Source organism: Haladaptatus marinus, from assembly GCF_051194195.1.
Window position 1 is genome coordinate 266,614 of sequence record NZ_JBLZNK010000002.1, and the last position, 21,202, is coordinate 287,815.

Here is a 21,202-nt window from a genome sequence, read left to right on the forward strand (position 1 = left end):
CCGACCCTCAGAAGAGTACGGCGTGACCGACCGCGACGAGTTTCGTGTCGATATGCACGTGAAAGTGCTGGACGAACAGGTCGTCCAACGAGCAAAAAAACGTGGGCTCGATGCGCTGGTGTACGCACCGCATTTCGTCCGCCTTCCGGAGATACGTCGGCAGGCAGAGCTGTTTTCGGACGACGAACTGCTCGTCGTCCCTGCACGTGAAGTGTTCACCGGGACGTGGCGCAACCGCAAGCACGTTCTCGCGGTGGGGCTAACCGAGCCCGTTCCGGATTTCATCTCGCTTACGGGGACGATACGGGAACTCGACCGTCAAAGTGCCGCCGTCTTGATTCCTCACCCTGAATTTTTGAACGTTGGTCTTTCCGAAGCGGACATTCGCGTCCACGGCGATGTCGTTCACGCCGTCGAAACGTACAACCCGAAACAACTCAGACGACACAACCATCGAGCGAAAGAAATCGTCGAGGACACCGACAAACAAGCCTTCGGGTCGTCGTACGCACATATTCGCCAAAGCGTCGGCGAGGCGTGGAGCACGCTCGACACGCACGTCAAAACCGCCGCAGAACTGGTCGAGCGAATCCGAGATGGGGGCATTATGCGCGTCGTCCATCGTACCGGGCGCGGCCACGAACTCCGACGGCGAGCGGAGTTCGCACACCTCGGCTGGGAGAATACGTGGGGAAAGTTCCATCGCTTAGTGCTCTCCGGAATGGAGCCGACTCACCCGGATCGTGACGCGTATGAAGGCCGGTTCGACGACGTGAGCGTCTACTGAATCTATGAATCCGTATCGTGTTAGACCCCGATTGCTGAGAGGCTCGCATCCACGACAAACTGCCGGTGGACGAAGAGAGCGGCGACACTGATCTCGAACGCCGTGACGAGGAGCGTGACCATACTCGCGTGTTTGCTACTCACCGAAACACCGAACGGTGCCCCGAACTCCTTTTCGTACGGGTAGAACCACGCGAGCCCGCGTTTGCTCCCGAGCATATCGAGCGCGTAATGGGTCAACACGCCTATCCAGACGAATTCGAGGTTGCCGAACACCATCGGGAAGACGTAGAACAGCCCAAGCACCGGAAGGTTATGAAGGGTCTTTCTATGCTTGCCAAAGGCGGTATCCACGTCGGGAAAGAGTGCTCCGAGGATGACGGGAACTCCAACCTCGATGATGGTATAAAACGTCGTCGTATCGCCGGACGGATGCAGAACGTACCCAAGTCCGATAGCCAGAAGTGCGGCGTTGAGGACGTGCTCTTTCCGATTCATTCGGTTGCACGTCCCACCCTGCAATATCAAGGTTTTCCCTTTCAGCTCAGTTCTGCGAGAACGTCGGCGAGCGCCTGTCGAGCGATTTGCGTTTTGATTTCCTCCCGCGTTCCGTCGAACTCGTAGCGTTCGACGACCGCGTAGCTCCCGCCGCTTTCCCACTCGTCAGCGAAGGCTACTCCGATGAAGACGGTTCCCACCGGCTTTTCCGGTGTCCCCCCCGTCGGCCCTGCGATACCGGTCGTCGCGACACCCCACGTCGTTCCGGCGACATCGCGTACGCCGCGGGCCATCTGTCGGGCCACCGGGTCGCTCACTGCACCGTGCTCGTCCAGTGCTTCGCGCGTGACGCCGAGGTGTTCCATCTTCGCATCGTACGAATACGTAACGAACCCGCGGTCGAAGTAATCACTCGACCCCGATATGTCCGTCAGTAACGACCCGATGAGACCGCCCGTACAGGATTCTGCGGTTGCGATGGTCGCGCCCGCATCACGGAGGACGTCCCCAAGTCGGCGCTCGATTGGCGCGGAATCGGTGCTCATGGGAGAGAAAACGCCACGAGTGAGAAAGAATGTACGGGTCGATTGCAGTATACGTCAATAGTCTCCGCAGTCAGACCGTATCGCGGTCGGTGTACGTGGTGCGCTCTGTTATCTTGCCATCCGCATCGAACCGGTGGAAGTCCGAAAAGCCGAACGAAACGCGCTTCCCGTCCTGGACTCCGCTGAATCGGCCCCGAACGGCGACGGTATCGTCGCCGACGACTACCTGCTCGATTTCGTGTTTCCCGTCTTCGAGTGGTCGATTTTTAAGGTAGAACTCGCGGAACTCGGGCATGCCGGAAAGCGGCGGTTGGCCCGGTCGCTCGTAAACGATATCCTCCGCGAAGAGGGCGAACACGTCTTCGTACGCTTCTGCGTCGATATAGTCGTAGTACGACCGAACTGCATCCGGATTGACTATCGTTTGCATACCGCAAATTGCGATTTCCGGTGGCTAATGAGTTCGGGCGAAAGAAAGACTTGCCAGCACTGCGACCCCTCGGTATGGACTACGATACGCCGTTGTTCTTCCACGTGATGTCGTATGCGATGGACGCCGAGCGCGATGTAATCGACATGGTCAGTGGAAACCCCGATTGGGGGTCGCCACCAGGAATTTCCGAGGGGCTTCACGAGTATGCCGACCTCGGCGGTGCTGATTTCCAATACCCGCCGAGCGAAGGTCTGCTCGAACTGCGCGAGGAAATCGCCGCCCGCCGCAATGTTGACAGATCACAGGTCATCGTGACCTGCGGCGGCGGCGAGGCGAACTATCTGGCGATGGCTCGGGCAATGGAGCGGGAATCCGGCGACGAATTCATCCTGACCGATCCAGTGTATCCTTACTATCCCGGGAAAACGAAGATGCTCGGCGCGACGGCACGGTTCGTGGCTACCGAGACTGACGGCACGCTCGCCCCCGACGCGGTTCGTGAACAGGCGAACAAGAACACCGCTGGAATCGTCGTGAACTCGCCGAACAATCCGACGGGTGCGGTGTACGACGAGGAGACGATGCGCGAACTCGTCAGTATCGCCGAGGAGTACGACGCGCTGCTCATTAGCGACGAGGTGTACGACCACTTCGACTTCTCCGGGAAGTTCACCAGCGCGCTCTCGTTCGACTCCGACAATCGAATCGTGACGAACTCGTTTTCCAAAACGCTCGCAATCACCGGCTTCCGGGTCGGCTACGCCATCTTCCCGCCGGAACTCGTGGACGTGGCGAAGACTCGGCATATGCTGACGAACGTGGCGACGAGTCGTCCGGCGCAGTACGCCGTGCTCCACGCACTCCGCGAAACCACGCTGGATTACTACGATGAAAATCGCCGACTGCTCGAATCGCGCGTCGAGACCTTTACCAATGCCCTGGATGCCGCAGGTGCGGACTACTCGCAACCAGACGGGGCGTTCTACGTCATGGCGCGCTTCCCCGACTTCCCCGGCACGCTCTCCAACGTGGAGAAACTCATCGACGAGGGAGGCGTGGCTGGCATGCCGGGTGAAGCATTCGGCTCGTCGCGTGACGACTGGGTTCGGTTTGCGCTGGTGTCGCCACGAGTGGAGGAGGCGGCGGAGCGACTCGCCGACTACTTCGAATAGTGGCGGGTTCGAAGGAATTTCTTTGATCCATCGCCACTCTGAATTGGCGCACCCATCAGAGCTCAGCACGGTGGGTTAGACAGACTGTCGGTCTGAGACGCGTTTTGGGGATTTTGCGTTTGCCGACCGGAAACGTCCACCGGGGTTGGTCTCGGCTTCGTATTTGAACTCTCGGGTGTGATTGACGGGGAGTACCGGGATTTGTACTGGTTCGGAAATCGCTGTTGCTCGCTCAGGGTGCTTTCCAGTGTTTTTGAACGAATCACGACTCCGATGAAACCGCCTCCGCACCGCCTGCTCGCGGCGTTGCCGCTCGCCACGCCCTCCCCAATCGACTGCGTTCCTCACTCACATTCGTTCGCTCCGGTACTCATCCACCGTCAGAGGCATACTCCGACGAGCCATTCGCTCGCGTTCGCTCACGAAGACCTCGGGCGACTTCAACACGAGTCTTCGGACGTGAAGTCCTCAGACTCGTGCCCAGCATGCGCCACGTCGCCTGACGGCTTAGTCACATGTATGTGCCAGCGCGTCCACTTGAGCGACGAACGAAGCGAGCCGCGAATGCACTCCCGCGCTGGCGGGGAGGAATGGGGAAACTGCGGAGGCGGTATTAGTTGTCGTGAGTTGCGAGCAACACCTCGAATAAAATTCGCAGTTCCCGAAAACGATCTGTCACGGATGTGGTTTCGGTGAAGTCGGCGCTACTACACGCCACTCTCACACGACTCACCCAACGGCGAGAGATACAGAAGGTACACAAACCTCCGCCCGATACCCCTCATCATGGCCGAAATCGACGTGGAGGCCGTCGAACGCATCGACGAGGGGGACGTTCCGGCGGGTATCGAGGCACCGGAGTACGTACTGTACGGTGGCAAGGGGGGTGTCGGCAAGACGACCTGTGCTGCCGCAACTGGGCTTGCGAGCGCTCGTGACGGAACCCGGACGCTGGTCGTTTCGACCGACCCGGCGCACTCGCTCTCGGATACGTTCGAACGTGAGATTCCGGCAGAAGCGACGCGAATCCGGGAGGAAATTCCGCTGTACGCCGCGGAAATCGACCCGGACGCGGCGCTGGAAGACCAAGCCGGAATGCTCGGCGGCGACAGCCCGCTGGGTGGAATGCTTGGCGACGAGGAGGACGGACCGATGGCGTCCCTGCTCGGCGGTGCGATGCCGGGGGCGGACGAGGCCGCCGCGATGCAGAAACTCATCGAATTCCTGGATGACGGCCGATTCGACCGCGTCGTTGTCGATACCGCCCCAACCGGGCATACGCTTCGATTGCTCGAACTGCCCGAAATCATGGATACGATGATGGGCCGGATGGTGTCGCTCCGCCAACAATTGCAGGGCATGATGGACGGCGTGAAGGGGATGTTCGGCGGCGGAGACGACCCTGTGGAAGGAACCGACGACCTCGACGCGATGAAAGCCCAAATCGAACGCCTCCGAACGACCCTCCGCGACCCATCCAAGACGGATTTCCGCGTCGTGATGATTCCCGAGGAGATGAGCGTGTTCGAATCCAAGCGACTGCTCGCGCAGTTGGACGACTTCGACATCCCCGTTGGAACCGTGGTCGTCAATCGCGTGATGGAGAATCTGGCCGAGGTGACACCTGCCGTCGATTCGAGTCAGTTCGTCACGCCGAATCTCGACAGTTGTGAGTTCTGCCAGAAGCGATGGGACGTCCAACAGGGTGCGCTGCGGGAAGCACAGGACGTGTTCCGCGGCCACGACATCAAGCGCGTTCCCTTGTTCGCCGACGAGGTGCGGGGCGAGGAAATGCTGCGAGTCGTCGCCGCCTGCCTGGAGTAAGGTTCAACGGGAGCGTAACCCGTGATAACGTAATTCCGATCCGGAATCTGTTTTTCGACGTCTCTGTAGTGGGGTTATTCGACCACGAGAATTCGGAGGTCGTTTACGTTCGTTCCGGTCGCTCCGGTTTCGATGAGTGCGCCGACGGAATCCAAAAATCGGTGGGAGTCGTTTTCCCGAAGTGCTTCCTGACCGCCTGCTGTCGATAGTTCCCCGTCCACCAGCGCGCCTGCGGCATCGGTGCTGCCGTCCTTTCCGTCGGTATCGACGCTCGCGACCGTGATTTCTCCATCGAGTTCGAGAAGCGCGCCGAGTGTGAACTCCAGATTCGGGCCGCCCGAGCCATCTCCCCGAACCGAAACGGTCGTCTCGCCGCCCGATAACAGAACCGCTGGCGGGGAACTCGGATTTCCGGTTGCGAGTATCTCCTCCGCGATGGCGACGTGCGTTTTCACCGATTCCCGTGCTTCACCCCGAACCCGAGAGGAGAGAATCGTCGCATCGTACCCACGTCGCTTCGCCGTCTCGCGTGCTGCATCGAGGGCGGTGAAGGTCGTCGCCAAAACGTGGTTCGTGACGTGGTCGAAAATCGAATCGTCCGCGTCGGGAGTTTCCGGCAGTTCTCCGTTATTTCCGCGCTCCAATCGCGTTCGAATCGCCGACGCCTCGTCCGATTCCACGCCGTATCGGTCGAGAACGGAGATAGCGTCTGCGAAACTCGTTTCGTCCGGCGCGGTCGGCCCGCTTCCGATAACGCCGGGACTGTCACCGACAACGTCGCTGAACAGCAGGCCGACGACGGTCGCGGGGGCTGCTTTTTGCGCGAGTTGTCCGCCCTTTAGCGCGGAGCAGTGTTTCCTGACCGCATTGATGTCGTCGATGTCTGCGCCCGAATCGAGGAGATTACGAGTGACCGACTGTATATCGGTCAGCGAGATTTCCTCCGCAGGTGCAGGTAGAAGCGCGCTTGCACCGCCCGTGATGGCCGCAAGAACGAGCGTGTTTTCGTCCGCGGAATCGGCGAGTTCGAGCACCCGCCGGGTGCTCTCGACGCCTCGCTCGCTCGGGACGGGATGGTCGCCGGGTAGCACCTCGATTCGCGTGGTTTCTTCGGAGTCGTTGGTCACGACTGCTCCGCGGTCGATGTGATCGCCGAGCAGCGATTCCAGTGCGGCTGCGACCTGCGCAGCAGCCTTTCCGCCGCCGAGGACGACGATTTCGTCGAACTCCGAGAGGTCGTACTCTCGATTTTCGACTCGAAGGGTGTCGGTATCCTCGTCCAGTTCTACCGCTTCCCGGATAACGGTGTTCGGGTGAGCGGCTTCGATACCCGCCTTGATACACGCCAGTGCGGTTTCGCGAGCGGGCGTGGTGGCGAGCGCTTCCCGGTTCGAAATCATCCGAGGAGCTTCTTCGCCCAGTCACTGGACGTGAGGTTGGAAACCGTCCCGTACACTTTATCCAGCCATTCGGCGGGAAGGATGCGGGCGTAGTCGGTGAGTTCCGCCACGGTTCCGACCGGATACCGAGCCTTCGGGTGTTGGACGTTTGCCGAATCGAGAATCGTGTCGGCAACTTCCTTCGGATGAACTGCGCCGGGCATGCCGCCGTCGATCGCCTGTCGGTCGCCGTACATCTCGTAATATCGTTCGTAGGCACCGGAGCGTTCGACACCCTCGATTTCGCCGTTCGCGCGGTCGTAGAACTGCGTATCGACCGGGCCGGGTTCGACCAACACCACATCGACATCGTACTCGTCGACTTCCGACCGAAGCGCGTCGGAGATACCTTCCAGCGCGAACTTCGACCCGCTGTAGATACCCATCCCTGGAACCGAGACACGCCCCACCGCGCTGGAGACGTTGATGATGGTTCCTTTGCCACGTTCCCGCATGTGCGGAAGGGCTTCCCGGACGAGGCGAAGCGGGCCGTACACGTTCACGTCGAACTGCGCCTGAACCTGTTCTATCGGTACGTCCTCGACCGGACCTGGTTGAGCGTAGCCCGCATTGTTGACGAGGCAGTCGATGTGGCCGTGGTCGTCCACGATTTCGGAGACGACGCGCTCGATATCGTCGTCTTCGGTTACGTCCAAGGTAGCGATGTTGCAGCCTTTCTCGCCGAGCGTTTCGATATCCGCGGGGTTGCGAGCGGTCGCGTACACGTCCCATCCGTCCGCGAGGAAGGAGAGCGCGGTTTCCCGACCGATTCCCGACGAGCAACCCGTAATCAGCACAGTCTCAGTCATTGGCCCTTCTTTCGAACGGGGGTGGCTAAGAACCAACGGTTTCCTTCACCTCGTCAGCGTAGGCGTCCGCACGTCGTGTCGGTTCCGGAAGTTTGTACCCCGCACAGAGTTGCCAGACGAGGTCTGCAGTCGTCTCGGCGCTCACGCGATGGCCGGGGCTGACGTACAGGGGATTGACGTGGCGCTTTTCGGGGTTGTCGTACTGGCGCGATTGAAGCGCATATCCGATAACCGTCCCGTCAGGTGCGCTGACGCGCTCGTTCGCGAGAACCGGAACGCGCTCGCCTTTGCGCATGTGGCCCTGTAGCGGGTCGTGCAGTTTTCCACAGAGGAGGTTTTTCGCCACGCCAATCGCGGGCAGGTCGAGCATGACGCCGATGTGTGTGGCGATACCGGCCTCCCGGTAGTGGATTCGACCGCTTCCGTCCACGATGGCGAGGTCGGGTTCGAGGGAAAGTCGCTCGAACGCCCGCAAAATCGCAGTACCCTCCCGAAACGACAGCAAGCCGGGAATGTACGGAATCTCGGTCTCGACCACCGCGTGGGTTCGTTCGATAACCTCGCCGCCGCGGGCCGCGACGATTGCACTCACTGCTTTCTCGCCGACGAAGGCTTGGTCAACCCCGACTACAATCGGGTCGTCGTCCGCTTTCCCGGTTGGGAGTTCCGACTGAGCATCATCGACAGGCCCGGCACGAACGCGCTTCGGGTCGAAATCGAACCGGTCTTCGAAAATCGCGGTTTCGGCCACCTCGTGCTGGAGCGCTTCCATCTCCTCGCGGGAGAGGGACGCGTCGGGTGCGAATTCGGGACGAACGGCGCGCATTAGAACCGTTTACCGCCCATGCCGCCGCGTCCGCCGCCACCGAATTCGAGCTGTTGCGGGGCGCGCTCGCCTTCTTTCTTCAGTTTCGCGCCATAGAGGAGGCCGAGTCCGAGCCCCGTCAGGTGGGCGAGTTGTGCGACGCCGCCCGCGCCGATACCACCGAGGACGCTGGTGAACGCCGAGTAGATGGCGAAGCCGAGCGTCGCCAGCCAGAGCGGCATCGGGATGATGAAGTAAAGGTAGATGCGAAGGTTCGGATTCAATACCGTCAACACGCCCATGATTGCCGCAATCGCACCGCTCGCGCCGAGGACGGGAACCAAGACGCCCGGTTCGGTGAGAATGGTCGCCCAGACCTGCGCGAGACCGGAAATTGCGCCGGTTATCAGGAACAGGGCCGTGAACTTCTCGCTCCCGATACGACGTTCGACGACGGGACCGAAGAAGTACAGCACGAGGCTGTTGATGGCGATATGACCGAACCCGCCGTGAGCGAAGATGGACGTGAACCACGTCCAGACGTATTCGGGGTGTGCAGTATTCAGCGTAAAGATGTTCAGCCACTCGGTCGAATACGCCGGGATTCCAATCAGGAACGGCACGATACCGTACTGGAAGAGAAACGTCAGCCACATCAAGCCGAGGAAGACGAACGTCATGTTCCCGCGGAAGTACGCCAGTGGCCCGCCCGTACTGGTATCCACGCCAAAACTTCGACTGCGGCTTTGGTTGTTCACGCTATCGTCGAAGCCACTGTCGAAGACCCCTTTCGGGTCGTTCCACTGGTTCAGCCCCGGACACGAATGATTTTCCGGTAGGCGGTGGTCGCCACAGAACGTGTTGCCGCACATTCGACACTGGTACGGCATGTTCTCGTGCTCCCCACACTCGTCGCATTGCGCCATTGTTCCGACTTTTGAACCGACAGGTCAAATGGGTTTGGGTGAGCGTGCCCGTCGCCGGTTACGCTCGGCTTCGATTTCGGCCGACGAGCATCGGAACACTGAGTCCGGTGAAATACGCGAACGCACTCAACATCGTCCCGACGAGGAGACAGACCCCGAACGGTTCCACCGCCGCGAATCGAAGGTCAGACACCTGCTCGCCGCCGGGCACCGCGAGGAAGAGACCGACCCACGGTGCCGTCGTGAGAATCCAGCAGTCCAGCGGTGACCCACCATGGGTCACGTGGGCGACGGCTACCACGAACGCGAACGCCACGAGGATAGCCGTGAGGGAGTTCACCTGAACTCCCAACAGGCCCACGATTCCATCGACAGCGGACGGTGGGGCGATGCCACGGGTCAACAGTGCGAGCCCCGAGGCGAACAACAGGATGCTGATCGTCTCGTTTCGAACCATCGGAGACACGGTCGCCGTTGCGTCGGAAGTGCGCGAACCCATACTAATTGTGCCTAGTTCGAGGGTTCACCTAAAAGCAGTTTACGGCCGGTCAAACGAACGCGGTTGAAGGTTATTCCGGCTTCCGGCCGCCGTAGACGGCGAAATTGTAGTACTGCCAGAGGGAGGCAACGGAATCGAACTCGGCGTCGCGGAGCCACACCAGTTGGTCGGTCAGCGTGTCGGGGTCGTCGTAGTCGTCGCTGGCCTGCCATTGGTTCATGAACTCTTCTTCTTCCCACCCTTTCGAGCGAACCCAGTTTTTGATCATCGCATCGGAAAGCGTTTCCAGATGGTCGGCGTCGAATCGAATCACGTCGCCATTGACGAACCAGCCACCCGGAACGAGTGCTTCGTGGATAGCACCGAACAGAGTTTGCTTTTCGTCGGACGAGAGATGGTGAACCGCGAGCGAGGAAATGACGAGGTCGAACTCCTCGTGACCGTCGGGATGGTCGTCTGGAAACGTCCTCTGTTCGATTTGGACGCGGTCTCCGAACGTCTCCAGTTTGCGCTTCGCTTCGGCGAGCATTCGCTCGCTGTGGTCGACTGCGAGGACGGTGCTTTCGGGAAACCGCGTGAGCAATTTGGCGGTGAGTTCGCCGGTGCCAGCACCGAGTTCGAGAACATGAATCTCGTCGTCACGTTGCTGTGGCGGCGCATTCAAAATCGCGTCGTGAAGTTCGTCGTACCGCGGAACGATCGCTTCGATACCGGGGTCGTAAACGCGAGAGTCCTCAAAGACCTCTCCGGGTTTTTTCATGCCTCCTGTTGTGGTTCGAGCGGTTAATGCTTTCTCAAGCCTCATTCCCGTGCCGCGAATTATTCACCGAGCGCATAGGGCAGGAGGTTTTTGCTTCCACGACGACGAGTATTGGACGTGAAGGAGTACGAGCGTAAAGGATTGCTGGAGCGCGTCGAGCGCGAAGGGGCGACTATCGGCGCGTCCATTCCGGAGGAAATCACGGTTCAGGGACAGGATATCGACCTGCGCGAGTTCGTCTTCGAAATCAAGCGACGGGATACGATTCCACCGGGCGAGCGCGACCGGGTGGAGCAGGCGAAGACGAACCTCAGACGGGAGCGACTCCAACGAAAACAGCAACTTGAGGAAGACGACATCACCAGCGAGGAGGGCGAACGACTGGTCGAGAGCATTATCGGTATCGACCGGGCGTTAAACGCGCTTGAGAGCCTCGGGCCGACGAATCTCGAAGCTGAGGAACGAGCGAAGGAGGCCGCCGACCAGAAACGGTGGATGTCGTTCCTTCAGAAAGCACTGGGTAACAAAGACGCCAGCAAACGGTCACGATTATGACTCGAAACGCCGAAATCGCGGATCTGTTCGAGGAGTACGCGAACTTACTCGAAGCACAGGACGTACAGTACAAGCCCCAGTCCTACCGCCGGGCCGCGGACAACATCCGAGAGTATCCGGAGGATATCGAGGCGTTGGCAGCGGACGGCTCGGAAGCCGTAGAGCAGATTCCGCAAGTCGGCGACTCCATCGCCGGAAAGGTCGTCGAATACTTCGAGACGGGGGAAATCGACGCTCTAGAGGAAGAACGCGCCAACCTCCCCGTCCGGATAGGGGAACTAACCCGCGTCGAGGGTGTCGGCCCCAAAACCGTCGGAACCCTTTACGATGAACTCGGGGTGCAGACGTTGGACGATTTGGAGGAAGTTGCCCGTGCCGGTGAAATTCGGGAAATCAAGGGATTCGGACCGAAGACGGAGAAAAACATCATCGATGGCATCGAGTTCGCCCGCACGGTTCGAGGACGGGAACTGCTCGGAAACGCCCGGCCGGTCGGTGAACAGGTGCGAACATTCGTCTCCGACGTGCCGAGCGTCGGACGCTGTGAACTCGCGGGCTCCATCCGCCGCTGGTGTGAAACCATCGGCGACGTGGACGTGCTGGCGGAAAGCGAGGACAAGCAGGCCGTCATCGATGCGTTCACCGACTGGGAACGGGCGGCGGAAGTCATCGAAGCGGGCACCGACAAGGCTGCGATTCGCGTCTCGGACATGCGAATCGACCTTCGGGTCGTCGTTCCCGAGGAGTTTGGCAGCGCACTCCAGTACTTTACGGGAAGCAAGAACCACAACATCACGCTTCGAAACCACGCCATCGAGCGCGATTTGAAGGTAAACGAGTACGGTGTGTTCGACGTTTCCGATGTGGATGACCCCGATGCAGGCCAGCGAATCGGCGAGAAAATCGCGAGCGAAACCGAGGAAAGCATGTACGAAGCCCTCGGCCTTCCGTTGATTGCACCGGAGATGCGCGAGGACAACGGCGAAATCGACGCCGCACTCGCCGGGGAACTCCCCGACCTCATCGAGGAGGGCGACATTCGCGGTGACCTTCATCTTCACACCAACTGGTCGGACGGAAACAACACCATCGAGGAGATGGTCGAAGGAGCCATCGAATTTGGCCACGACTACATCTCCATCTCCGACCATGCGACGGGGCCGGGAATGGTCGGCGGCGTCGGGCTGGACGACGACGAACTCCGCGAGCAAATCGGCGAAATCAGGACTGTTGCGGACGACGCTGTAATCGACGTGTTTGCGGGCGTCGAAGCGAACATCGACGCCGATGGCGGAATCAGCGTTCCGAACGACGTGCTGGCCGAATTAGACATCGTCGTCGCGTCACCACACAGCGGACTCGACGGTGACGAGACCGAACGCCTCGTTCGTGCCATCGAACACCCGAGCGTCGATATTTTGGGCCATCCGAGCGGACGACTCATCAACCAGCGACCCGGACTCGACTTCGATGTACGTGAAGTCGCCACGGCCGCAGTTGACAACGACGTAGCGCTCGAAATCAACAGCAATCCGAGCCGACTCGATTTGTGGGGGGCCGCGGTGCAGGTCGCAGTCGAGGAGGGGGCGACCATCGCTATCAACACTGACGCCCACAGCCCTGGAGAGTACCGAAACGTTCGGTACGGCGTCCATACTGCCCGCCGGGGATGGGCCGAAGCGGTGGACGTGCTCAACGCGTGGGAGGCTGCGGAAGTCCGCGACTTCGTTCACTGATGGCTTCCTCGACACGACCGGCGCTCTTTCTCGACGTGATGTTGGGAAAACTCACGACCTATCTGCGGATGTGTGGCTACGATACGGGCTACGCGCTAGATAGAAGTGTCGAGGACGATGATAGGATCCTGAAACTGGCGCAAAACGAAGGGAGAACGCTCGTCACGCGCGACGAACGACTCGCGAAACGAGTGGATGGCGCGATTTTGCTGGAATCGCTCGACGTGACCGACCAGCTGCGAGAGCTCCGCGAACGAGGATTCGAGCTATCGCTGTCTCAGCCCGTGCGCTGTTCGTCGTGCAACGGTCGATTGACCCTGGATGACGGCGAGTCGCCCGACCACGTACCCGACGGAAAACGGATTTGGCGGTGTGAGAACTGTGGAAAGCGCTTCTGGAAAGGGAGTCACTGGGAGTCAGTCGAACAGACGCTCGCCGAGCTGTGAAGATTCGGAAACAGCGATTCGACTGCCACTGGTCGTAGGCGTCCATGTCGGTCATTCGCTGGTTGTGGAAGCCACAGTAGGGGGTCATTCCGTCGTCAGTTGGGACGTAATCGAAGTGTGAGCAGTTGCCGCAGTAGGTGTCGGTCGGTGTGGTTTGGCCGTGCTCCGGGTCCGCGGGTGACGAAATATCGTTCGTCGTCGCGCCGCCATCGCTCACGGCGTCCACGCTGTCCGCCGGGTGGTCGCCGAAGACGCCGATGCTACCGAGGCCGCGCTGGCGCTCGACTTCGACGATTTTCGTCTCGCCCTTGCGCGTCACTCCCATCGTGACGGTTCCGCCGGGGTCGTTGCGCGTTTTGAAGTTCACGACGGCGACGAACAGACAACAGAACGTGGTGATGAGGCCGACGAAGTACACCGCGACGACCGGGAGGGTGAGATTCTGTCCGTATCCGGCCCAGTGAGACGGGTAGGCGTACCAAAACATGGCGACGCCGAAGACGGAGATGCTCGACCCGATGGCGACTGCCGCGCGGATGCGGTCGCTCGTCGCCGGAAGGACGGCGAAAATACCGACGAACACGGCCGGAACACCCAGTCCAGCGGTCATTCCTGCCAATTTACGGAATTGTAGGCGAGAAAGCCTCGCCCTTGCGGGCGGGGATGAATCGCCGTCTTTGGTCACTTTCACTGTCCGGTAAAATCTTAGGTTCCCTCCCGTCGTCTCTATGTCCATCCGACGCGGCCTGTCCGCGCCCATCCCGGGACAATCGGACAAATTCGGACCTCCCAACCGAGGCTCGAAGTATCCCTTCGGGAGAGGTTGGGTACCGACGTTAAACAACCAAGTACCTCCGAATCGACTGTTGCGCCCGTGGGCGCGTGAGTAGTACGGTAGATAGGAGTAACGGCTCCGTGGCAGAGCCAGCACCTCGTCGGTGTGCGAACCGTAAACTCCCAACGCAGCCGCCTTTGTTGTGGCTCTGGCGGTGGGAATCCTCGCCCTTGAAGGCGGGGTGGATGTCAAGAGACCCCCACTTGTCAAGTCCGACTGCCGAAAAGAGGTCCGTCGTTCCAGCGAGGATACCGACAACGACGAGCAATGACCCGGCGAGGAAGAGGCCGACGCCGAGATAGAGGCGTCGCGGACGCTTTTTGACCCCGTCACGCCCTTGGTAGGTTTCCCCGAGGCTTGTCATGTGTCCGTCATTGAACCACTCATACAGAACTACTGCGTCAGATGTATGTCATATATATTGTTTTTAGGTAAAAACGAGCAAAAGGGACGGACGTAAGGGATTCAAACTGAAGTCGAATTTTCGATACTTTTGGCAAAACATGACAACGATGGAAATCAGCAGACAAACCAACCGCCGAATTTCGTCATCGCCACGCTTACTTGAACTTAGCAAACAACACGACCGCCAAGACAAGTTCACTCTCCGCGAGCGAGGAGTGGTATGACGAGTGAGCGGGCCGACGACTGAACGGAGCGAAGTGAAGTGAGGGAGGAGTGTCATCGTGAGCGAAGCGAACGAATGGCTCGTCAGAGCATGTCTCTGACGGTGCTTTTGGTCGACCTTTTACAGGGAGCCAGGCAGGGCCAGCGCAAATTGCGCTGGCCCTGCCCCGCGACCGTAGTAAAAGGTCGTGTCGAAAAGCATAATCCCCGTGCTGTCAAACGCCCCGGTATGGCTGACGACAACGAGGACGAGAGTCCCGCCGTCGAACTCGGTGACCGCGAACCTGTCGATGGTATTCCGGTCGCACGTATCTCCTCCCGACTGTACTGGCCCATTCAGAAGAGCGAAGTCATCCGACGGGACGGTGACGAGACGATTCGAACGCCCGACGGCCCACGGACGCTGGCCGACGTGCTGGAAGATGTGGAGGAAACGTATTTCCAGAGTGAACAGGAGTTCATCGCGAACATCCGGGACGCCATCGGCACCGGCCCGATTCCGACCGCGGACGATTCGTGAGCGTCACACGGTCGGTCGAAGAGCGGATGTTCGGACTGACGTGGGTGCAATTGTCGCTTCTCCTCGGCGCACTGCTGACCGTCGCATGGTCGTGGTGGACGGTTCCGGGCGGGAATTTGAACGCACGACTCGTTCGCGACGTAACGCTGTACATCGCCATTCCCGGCCTGCTGGCTGTAACCCACGGGCGACACCTCGGCTATCGGATAGACCGCCGAGCGATTCGCAACAGCCTCCTTCTGGCCGCAATCGTGATTCCTTTCTATGTCGTTGGGTCGTCGCTCCCGTCGATTCGTGCCTACTATCCGATGTGGGGTGCATCACCCGCGCTCGGGAGTTTCGTTCCCCACGCGGCAAAGCAGTTCATCGTCGTTCTCGCCGCCGAAACGTACTACAGGGGACTGCTCTGTGTCGGCGTTCGAAAAATCGGTTTCAAGAGCGTGTTCATCAGTCCGATCGTCTATGCGTTTCACCATCTCGGCAAACCGCCGATAGAACTCATGCTTTCGGGACCGACCGACGTGCTGTTCGGGGCGGTGGATTACGACTGTAATTCGCTTCTCCCCTCCGTCGTGGCGCACGGACTCGGACTCATCTTGCTCGATTGGTTGGTGCTACACGAACCACTGATACGACCCGAGACGGTTCTCGACTGGCTCTCGTGGCTGCCGATTCCTCTGTAGAAGACGGAACCGACCCATCGATACCGTTTCCACCCGGAAGGTTAAATCGGATGCCGGAACCACTGGTTGACGAGTAATGTTACATGTGGCCGAGCAGATCGAGGACGAAGTCCCTCCGATGGCCGCGCTTGCCGTCGCAATCGTCGCCGTGAGCACGAGCGCGATTCTGATCGAACTGAGTAGCGCGCCCAGCATCATCAAGGCTTTGTACCGAGTGCTGTTCACGACGCTCCTGCTGGCTCCGCTCGCTCTTACGCGCTATCGGGACGATCTCCGAAACTTTTCGCGTCGGGATTTCTTCGTTGCTATCGTCACCGGTGTCGCGCTTGCGGCCCATTTCGTGACGTGGTTCGAGAGTTTGGAGTGGACGACTGTCGCCGCCTCCGTGACGCTCGTACAATCACAACCGCTGTTCGTCGCCTTCGGCGCGTGGGCACTGTTGGACGAGCGCGTCACTCGACGAACCGTTATCGGTATCGGCATTGCGCTGGTCGGGATGGTCGGAATGTCCTTTGCAGATGTCTTTTCGGGTGCGGTGGTCGCCGGAGAGAACCCGCTCTACGGCAACGCACTGGCGGTCATTGGTGCAATCGCCGCGGCGGGATACGTTCTCGCGGGGCGCTCACTCCGCCAGCGTGTCTCGCTCGTCCCATACGTCACCGTCGTCTACAGCGTCTGTACCGCCGTTCTATTTTTCGTTGCGCTAACGAGCGAGGCGGAGGTCGCACTCACTGCCTATGGAACGCGGGAATGGCTTCTGTTTCTCGGAATGGCGGTCGGGCCGGGAATCTTCGGCCACACGGTCATCAATTGGGCGCTGAAGTACGTCGAATCAAGTGTCGTCAGCGTCTCACTCCTCGGTGAACCCGTTGGAAGCACTCTGCTCGCGCTTTTCGTACTCGACCAAGTTCCGGGGAGCGCAACGATTCTCGGGGGAATTGTCGTCCTCGCGGGTATCTACGTCACATCGACTGCGGAGGACGAAACGGTCGAAACTAACGAGCGGAAGGTAAAACAGGAAACCACGGAGAACCCGGACTAGTCGAAAGTCGAATAATCGAACACCGAACACCAAATATCCGAACGCCGAAATCCCGGTCAGTAGTCGGGTCGTTCTTCGTAGGCAATCGGGTCGCGGACGCCGATATTTTGGAACGCCTGCAAGCGATAGGCACAGGCATCGCAGGTTCCACAGGCGGGTTCCTCCTCGCGGTAGCAACTCCACGTGTGTTCGTACGGAACGCCGAGTTCGACTCCTCGCTCGGCGATATCAGTCTTGCTCCATTCGACGAAAGGCGCGACGAGTTCGATGGTCGTGTCGTCTTTCGTCCCAATATCGACGACCTGTTGGAACGCCTCGAAGAAAGCGGGACGGCAGTCCGGGTATCCCGAGAAATCCTCGCTGTGCGCACCGATGAAGACGGCGTCACAGTCGTTCGCTTCCGCGCAGGAAACGGCCATTGAGAGGAGATTCGCATTGCGGAACGGGACGTAGGTGGCTGGCACGTCATCGCTGTCCAAATCCGCGTCTTCGACGGCCATCTCCTCGTCGGTAAGACTCGATCCGCCAATCGTCGCGAGATGACTTGTTTCGACGTGGAGGAATTCGACGCCGAGTTCGTCGGCCTGCCGTCTCGCACAGTCGAACTCCTTGCCCTCGGTTCGTTGGCCATAGGACGTGTGCATGAGATACGGCTCGTACCCTCGCTCACGCGCTTCGTATGCGGCAGTCGCGCTGTCCATCCCGCCGGAGGCGAGAATCACGGCGCGTTTCGTCGTCGATGCATCATCGGTCGTGTCGGTTGCAGTAGTTCGTGTCATAGCCTGTGTCGTTAGGTTCCGGGTGCGTCGTTCCAAAGGTCGACGTGCAGTCGCGGAGTGTATCGATAGCCGTATTCCATCGCCAGTTTCGCGACTCGTTCGCGGTTTTCGTCCAACCGTTCGCGAGTTGCGCCTTCCGGCATCAAGAGTACGTCCGTATCGCGGACGGGGGTCGCTGCGGCATCACGAATCTCGGCGACGAGCGTTTCGATTTCGTTCAAATCGGATTCGTCCGTGACGACGAACTTCAGTTGCGTCTCGACGCTGTCAACGAACGCCGTGAGGGCGTCGATATCGATTCGACGTTCCTCGTGGCGCTCCGCCCACTCGCCGTCCCCTTTCGGGTCGCGTTCGGCGGTCGGCGTCGAGGACGCGAGTTTCGGGCTGATACTCGCCAGGTCGATAGCCGCGTCAGTAACAATCGTCCCGTTCGTTTCGACCGTCGTGTGGTATCCGTCCTCCGCGAGACGGTCGAGCAGACGAGACGTTTCGTCGTGAACCAGCGGTTCGCCGCCCGTCACGACGACGTGATTCGCGCCGTAGGATTCGACTTCTTCGACGATTTCATCCAGCGTCATTCGGGCGTGCGTCGGCTCCCAGGAGGTGTGATAGGAATCGCAGAACCAACACCGCAGGTTACAGCCGCTGGTTCGGATGAAGACGCTCGGCGTTCCTGCCAGTTTGCCCTCCCCCTGAAGCGAGTAGAACAACTCGTTGATGGGAAGCGACTTGACGTCGGCGTTCGTATCACCACTCGTATCGGCGTTGACTGGCATGATTACACCGGGCCGCCACAGAGTTCCGCGGTTTCGCTGACTGCCACTTCCACGGCCGAAACGGTGTCCGGCAGTTCCTCTCGGAGTCGGCGTTCGAGTTCCAAACTCATGACTTCCGCCGTCGGTGGCGAATCGAACACGACGACGGCGTCCGAATCGCCACTTTGTTCGAAGGCATCAATGAGTGGGTCATCCACCTCCAGCAGGAACCGATGATCCCACTCGGATATTATCGAGGTGACCGCTCCCTTATCGACGACCCACCCCTCCTCGGTGAGTTCGCCAGTGACGGTCACTTCGATTTCGTAGTTATGGCCGTGCGGTCGGCTGCATTTCCCGTCGTGGTGAAGCAGTCGATGACCGGAACTGATACGGATCGGACGGTCGCGTCCGATGTGAAGCGTTCGTTTCGGAGATGATTCTAGTACAGACTCAGGCATATCTGAAGATTATCGAGAGAATACTTAAGCTGTGTCACTCGGAGCCGGTGAGTGACTACAGCAGTCGGCGCAGGATGCGAAGCGGCAGCGTGATGATTGCGATGACGACGTTGATTATCGAGCGGAGCACCGAGCGGATTGGCGTGAGTATCGACAGCATGGATTTGAAATTAGTCGCGGAGAGACTGTTCGTTGTGGTTGCACATGCAAGGAGGAATCGTTGGTATGATACTTCTAACCGTCTTGTTCTTCCTGACTGGCGTATTCGCCAAACTTCCCCACGCTACCCTTGCTGCGGTCGTCATCGTCGCATGCTTGGATCTTGTCGACATCCCTGCACTCCGGCGACTCTACCTCGTGAGCATGATGGAGTTCACCGTCGCGATGGCGTCGCTTCTCGGTGTACTGGTTGTGGGGATGCTCTGGGGTATCTTCATCGGAATCACACTCTCGCCGCTGCTTACTATTGGCCGGATCAGTAACCCTCACACCGAGACACTCGGCCGAATGCAAGGCACCAACCAGTACGTGCCGATCGATCGCCATCCGAAGGCGGAAGTGGTGCCTGGTGTGTTCGTCTATCGCGTTGACGCCCAATTGTTCTACGCCAACGCGTCTCGCGTCCGCGAGGATCTCATGGGCCGACTCAACGCGCTTGACAGACCCGTCGACCTCGTAGTGTTCGACCTCTCGTCCTCTCCAACGATTGACCTAAGTGCCGCGGAGACGCTGGCGGAACTCCACGTCCGCTTGCGTCACGCAATGTCGAGTTACGATTCGCGGGCGCGGACACGCAAGTCATCGAACTCTTCGAGTCGGCTGGTCTAGACACGACGATCAAGAATGTCAGGGAGGGGGAGGCGATCAGCTCCATTGTCGATGAGCGGTGAGCAATATTCGTGATTGCCCTTGCCGGGCCCTGGTGATATACCTACTGCCACCGCTCGAAACTGGGAGACGGGAAGAAGTTGTATGCTCCGTCAGTGCATTATACCAAAGGGTTCAATGCAAAAGTTCATTATTGTCTAAACACTATGTTAGCACGTATGCCGACCGCCAATTACGAGGAACGAGTAAAACAGACCCTCGCAAACATCCAGGCATCGGACGACATTCACCCGCGAAACAAACGGCTACTCACCGACTACAAGCGTGACCGGACACTCGATGGTCTGAGTTACGCTCGCCTACAGAAAGTGTTCTCACACCTCAAAATCGTCGCCGAACATGTTGACCAGCCGTTCGACGACATGACGAAAGACGACGTGAAATCACTCGTCGAATGGGTGCACGACCGTGACCTCGCCGAGAGCACTATCAGCGATTACAAACAGATAATCAAGAACTTCTGGGAGTGGCAACACGGCGAGGAGACATCCGAAATGACCGACTGGATTACGGTCGGTGCACGCGGAACCAGTGAGACACTGCCGGAAGACCTGCTCACCCGAGAGGACGTGCGTGCGCTGCTCGATGGGTGTCGAAATCCCCGTGACGCGGCCTTCATCGCGCTTCTCTGGGAGAGCGGGGCGCGTATCGGCGAACTGATTGACCTTACCGTTGGAAGTATCGAAGACCATCAACACGGAAAGAAGTTGGTTATCGATGGCAAGACGGGGGCACGCCGCCTTCCTTTGCTGGAATCGACTCCGTATTTGAACGACTGGTTGAACAAGCATCCACAGCCGAATCGTGGTGCGCCGCTCTGGTGTAAGATTCAGCAGGCGGACGACGCTGACCCACTGAGCTATAACTACATTCGCCAACGGTTGCTGGAACGCGCCAAAGAGCGTGCCGAACTGGAGAAGCCGGTAAACCCCCACCACTTCCGGCACAGTCGCGCGACCTACCTCGCCAACGAGTTCACCGAGGCCCAACTCTGCGAGTGGTTTGGATGGGTACAGGGGTCGGACGTGGTGGCGAAGTACGTCCACCTTTCGGGGCGCGATATCGACGCTGCCTACACCGAACTCCATGGCTTGCGCTCCCCGGAAGAGGATGAGACTGAAAAGACAGTTGAACAGTGTCCCCGCTGTGAGGAGTTGAACGCCCCCGAAGCGTCGTTTTGTTCGCGGTGCGGGCAAGCACTTGATATAGATGTCGCGGCAGAGCTGGAGACCGCCGTGGAGCGGGTCGAGACTACGAGTGAGGAAAACCTCCAGTTTGCTCTCAAGCTCAGCAAGGCCATGACCGACGACCGTGACGCGCTCGAATCTTTCCTTGCAGAGGTAGGTCGATAAGGAGGTGTTCTGGGTTTATCTCCATAG

At 59.4% G+C, this 21,202-nt stretch carries 24 protein-coding genes and 1 pseudogene; 11 read left to right on the top strand and 14 right to left on the bottom strand.

Annotation, left to right across the window (positions count from 1 at the left end; translation table 11 throughout):
- The first annotated feature begins 52 nt into the window (after nt 1-52).
- Entirely contained in the window at nt 53-787 is a 735-nt protein-coding gene (locus ACN2TU_RS03370) for a PHP-associated domain-containing protein (RefSeq protein WP_435153643.1), read from the top strand.
- Between the two features lie 20 nt (nt 788-807).
- Here the strand turns inward: ACN2TU_RS03370 and ACN2TU_RS03375 are convergent, their stop codons facing one another.
- The 3 genes from ACN2TU_RS03375 to ACN2TU_RS03385 all read right to left on the bottom strand — a co-directional run bounded on the left by ACN2TU_RS03375 (nt 808) and on the right by ACN2TU_RS03385 (nt 2,259).
- Nucleotides 808-1,284 (bottom strand): metal-dependent hydrolase, encoded by a 477-nt coding sequence (locus ACN2TU_RS03375; RefSeq protein WP_435152961.1) that lies wholly within the window; start codon nt 1,282-1,284, stop codon nt 808-810.
- Between the two features lie 41 nt (nt 1,285-1,325).
- Nucleotides 1,326-1,829, bottom strand: a complete 504-nt coding sequence (locus tag ACN2TU_RS03380; protein ID WP_435152964.1) for a CinA family protein — start codon at nt 1,827-1,829, stop codon at nt 1,326-1,328.
- A gap of 70 nt (nt 1,830-1,899) precedes the next feature.
- Entirely contained in the window at nt 1,900-2,259 is a 360-nt protein-coding gene (locus tag ACN2TU_RS03385; protein ID WP_435152966.1) for a nuclear transport factor 2 family protein, read from the bottom strand.
- Nucleotides 2,260-2,333: 74 nt separating this feature from the next.
- Between ACN2TU_RS03385 and ACN2TU_RS03390 the strand changes: the two genes are divergently transcribed.
- Together ACN2TU_RS03390 and ACN2TU_RS03395 are read left to right on the top strand one after the other, a co-directional pair.
- Nucleotides 2,334-3,434: a pyridoxal phosphate-dependent aminotransferase gene (locus tag ACN2TU_RS03390; protein ID WP_435152968.1), complete on the top strand. Its 1,101-nt coding sequence runs from the start codon at nt 2,334-2,336 to the stop codon at nt 3,432-3,434.
- 786 nt (nt 3,435-4,220) lie between these two features.
- Complete coding sequence (locus tag ACN2TU_RS03395; RefSeq protein ID WP_435152970.1) at nt 4,221-5,258, top strand: ArsA family ATPase; 1,038 nt, start codon at nt 4,221-4,223, stop codon at nt 5,256-5,258.
- A gap of 74 nt (nt 5,259-5,332) precedes the next feature.
- On the opposite strand, the gene ACN2TU_RS03400 is transcribed toward ACN2TU_RS03395, so the two are convergent.
- The 6 genes from ACN2TU_RS03400 to ACN2TU_RS03425 form a co-directional block, all read right to left on the bottom strand.
- A complete protein-coding gene (locus ACN2TU_RS03400; RefSeq protein WP_435152973.1) occupies nt 5,333-6,658 on the bottom strand; it encodes a glycerate kinase type-2 family protein in 1,326 nt (441 codons plus the stop codon).
- Nucleotides 6,655-7,506 carry an SDR family oxidoreductase gene (locus ACN2TU_RS03405; RefSeq protein ID WP_435152976.1) on the bottom strand — a complete coding sequence of 284 codons (852 nt, stop codon included), beginning with the start codon at nt 7,504-7,506 and terminating at the stop codon, nt 6,655-6,657. The genes ACN2TU_RS03400 and ACN2TU_RS03405 overlap by 4 nt, the downstream gene beginning before the upstream one ends.
- 25 nt (nt 7,507-7,531) lie before the next feature.
- Nucleotides 7,532-8,332 (bottom strand): endonuclease V, encoded by an 801-nt coding sequence (locus ACN2TU_RS03410; protein WP_435152979.1) that lies wholly within the window; start codon nt 8,330-8,332, stop codon nt 7,532-7,534.
- On the bottom strand, nt 8,332-9,237 hold the full coding sequence (locus ACN2TU_RS03415) for a rhomboid family intramembrane serine protease (RefSeq protein ID WP_435152981.1): 906 nt from the start codon (nt 9,235-9,237) through the stop codon (nt 8,332-8,334). Before ACN2TU_RS03415 ends, ACN2TU_RS03410 begins: the two co-directional genes overlap by 1 nt.
- A 58-nt stretch (nt 9,238-9,295) precedes the next feature.
- On the bottom strand, nt 9,296-9,736 hold the full coding sequence (locus ACN2TU_RS03420; protein ID WP_435152983.1) for a hypothetical protein: 441 nt from the start codon (nt 9,734-9,736) through the stop codon (nt 9,296-9,298).
- Nucleotides 9,737-9,806: 70 nt separating this feature from the next.
- Nucleotides 9,807-10,496, bottom strand: a complete 690-nt coding sequence (locus tag ACN2TU_RS03425; protein WP_435152985.1) for a class I SAM-dependent methyltransferase — start codon at nt 10,494-10,496, stop codon at nt 9,807-9,809.
- A gap of 117 nt (nt 10,497-10,613) precedes the next feature.
- Here ACN2TU_RS03425 and ACN2TU_RS03430 point away from each other — a divergent pair, with 117 nt between their 5' ends.
- From ACN2TU_RS03430 to ACN2TU_RS03440, 3 genes are all read left to right on the top strand, one after another.
- Nucleotides 10,614-11,051 carry a DUF5788 family protein gene (locus tag ACN2TU_RS03430; protein ID WP_435152987.1) on the top strand — a complete coding sequence of 146 codons (438 nt, stop codon included), beginning with the start codon at nt 10,614-10,616 and terminating at the stop codon, nt 11,049-11,051.
- Nucleotides 11,048-12,787: a helix-hairpin-helix domain-containing protein gene (locus ACN2TU_RS03435; RefSeq protein WP_435152988.1), complete on the top strand. Its 1,740-nt coding sequence runs from the start codon at nt 11,048-11,050 to the stop codon at nt 12,785-12,787. The genes ACN2TU_RS03430 and ACN2TU_RS03435 overlap by 4 nt, the downstream gene beginning before the upstream one ends.
- A 68-nt stretch (nt 12,788-12,855) precedes the next feature.
- Complete coding sequence (locus ACN2TU_RS03440) at nt 12,856-13,233, top strand: Mut7-C RNAse domain-containing protein (protein ID WP_435153645.1); 378 nt, start codon at nt 12,856-12,858, stop codon at nt 13,231-13,233.
- A gap of 28 nt (nt 13,234-13,261) precedes the next feature.
- On the opposite strand, the pseudogene ACN2TU_RS03445 reads toward ACN2TU_RS03440, so the two are convergent.
- Nucleotides 13,262-13,993: pseudogene (locus tag ACN2TU_RS03445) on the bottom strand (cell division protein CdpA domain-containing protein); the annotation flags it as partial.
- A 76-nt stretch (nt 13,994-14,069) separates the two neighbouring features.
- Nucleotides 14,070-14,432, bottom strand: a complete 363-nt coding sequence (locus ACN2TU_RS03450) for a cell division protein CdpA domain-containing protein (protein ID WP_435152990.1) — start codon at nt 14,430-14,432, stop codon at nt 14,070-14,072.
- 492 nt (nt 14,433-14,924) lie between these two features.
- Between ACN2TU_RS03450 and ACN2TU_RS03455 the strand changes: the two genes are divergently transcribed.
- From ACN2TU_RS03455 to ACN2TU_RS03465, 3 genes are all read left to right on the top strand, one after another.
- Nucleotides 14,925-15,215: a DUF5789 family protein gene (locus ACN2TU_RS03455; protein ID WP_435152992.1), complete on the top strand. Its 291-nt coding sequence runs from the start codon at nt 14,925-14,927 to the stop codon at nt 15,213-15,215.
- Nucleotides 15,216-15,241: 26 nt separating this feature from the next.
- Complete coding sequence (locus ACN2TU_RS03460; RefSeq protein ID WP_435153646.1) at nt 15,242-15,898, top strand: CPBP family glutamic-type intramembrane protease; 657 nt, start codon at nt 15,242-15,244, stop codon at nt 15,896-15,898.
- A gap of 76 nt (nt 15,899-15,974) precedes the next feature.
- Nucleotides 15,975-16,940, top strand: a complete 966-nt coding sequence (locus ACN2TU_RS03465) for a DMT family transporter (protein WP_435152994.1) — start codon at nt 15,975-15,977, stop codon at nt 16,938-16,940.
- A 56-nt stretch (nt 16,941-16,996) separates the two neighbouring features.
- Here the strand turns inward: ACN2TU_RS03465 and queC are convergent, their stop codons facing one another.
- The 3 genes from queC to ACN2TU_RS03480 are packed head-to-tail and all read right to left on the bottom strand — an operon-like array spanning nt 16,997 to nt 18,935.
- Nucleotides 16,997-17,719 carry a 7-cyano-7-deazaguanine synthase QueC gene (gene queC / locus ACN2TU_RS03470; protein WP_435152996.1) on the bottom strand — a complete coding sequence of 241 codons (723 nt, stop codon included), beginning with the start codon at nt 17,717-17,719 and terminating at the stop codon, nt 16,997-16,999.
- A gap of 11 nt (nt 17,720-17,730) precedes the next feature.
- The gene (locus tag ACN2TU_RS03475) at nt 17,731-18,495 is read right to left on the bottom strand and encodes a 7-carboxy-7-deazaguanine synthase QueE (protein WP_435152998.1); all 765 of its coding nucleotides are present in this window, start codon (nt 18,493-18,495) and stop codon (nt 17,731-17,733) included.
- 2 nt (nt 18,496-18,497) lie between these two features.
- Nucleotides 18,498-18,935 (bottom strand): 6-pyruvoyl trahydropterin synthase family protein, encoded by a 438-nt coding sequence (locus tag ACN2TU_RS03480; RefSeq protein ID WP_435153000.1) that lies wholly within the window; start codon nt 18,933-18,935, stop codon nt 18,498-18,500.
- Nucleotides 18,936-19,139: 204 nt separating this feature from the next.
- On the opposite strand from ACN2TU_RS03480, the gene ACN2TU_RS03485 reads away from it, so the two are divergent.
- Both ACN2TU_RS03485 and ACN2TU_RS03490 read left to right on the top strand, forming a co-directional pair.
- A complete protein-coding gene (locus tag ACN2TU_RS03485) occupies nt 19,140-19,763 on the top strand; it encodes an STAS domain-containing protein (protein ID WP_435153002.1) in 624 nt (207 codons plus the stop codon).
- 218 nt (nt 19,764-19,981) lie between these two features.
- Nucleotides 19,982-21,175 (top strand): tyrosine-type recombinase/integrase, encoded by a 1,194-nt coding sequence (locus tag ACN2TU_RS03490; RefSeq protein WP_435153004.1) that lies wholly within the window; start codon nt 19,982-19,984, stop codon nt 21,173-21,175.
- Nucleotides 21,176-21,202: the final 27 nt, after the last annotated feature.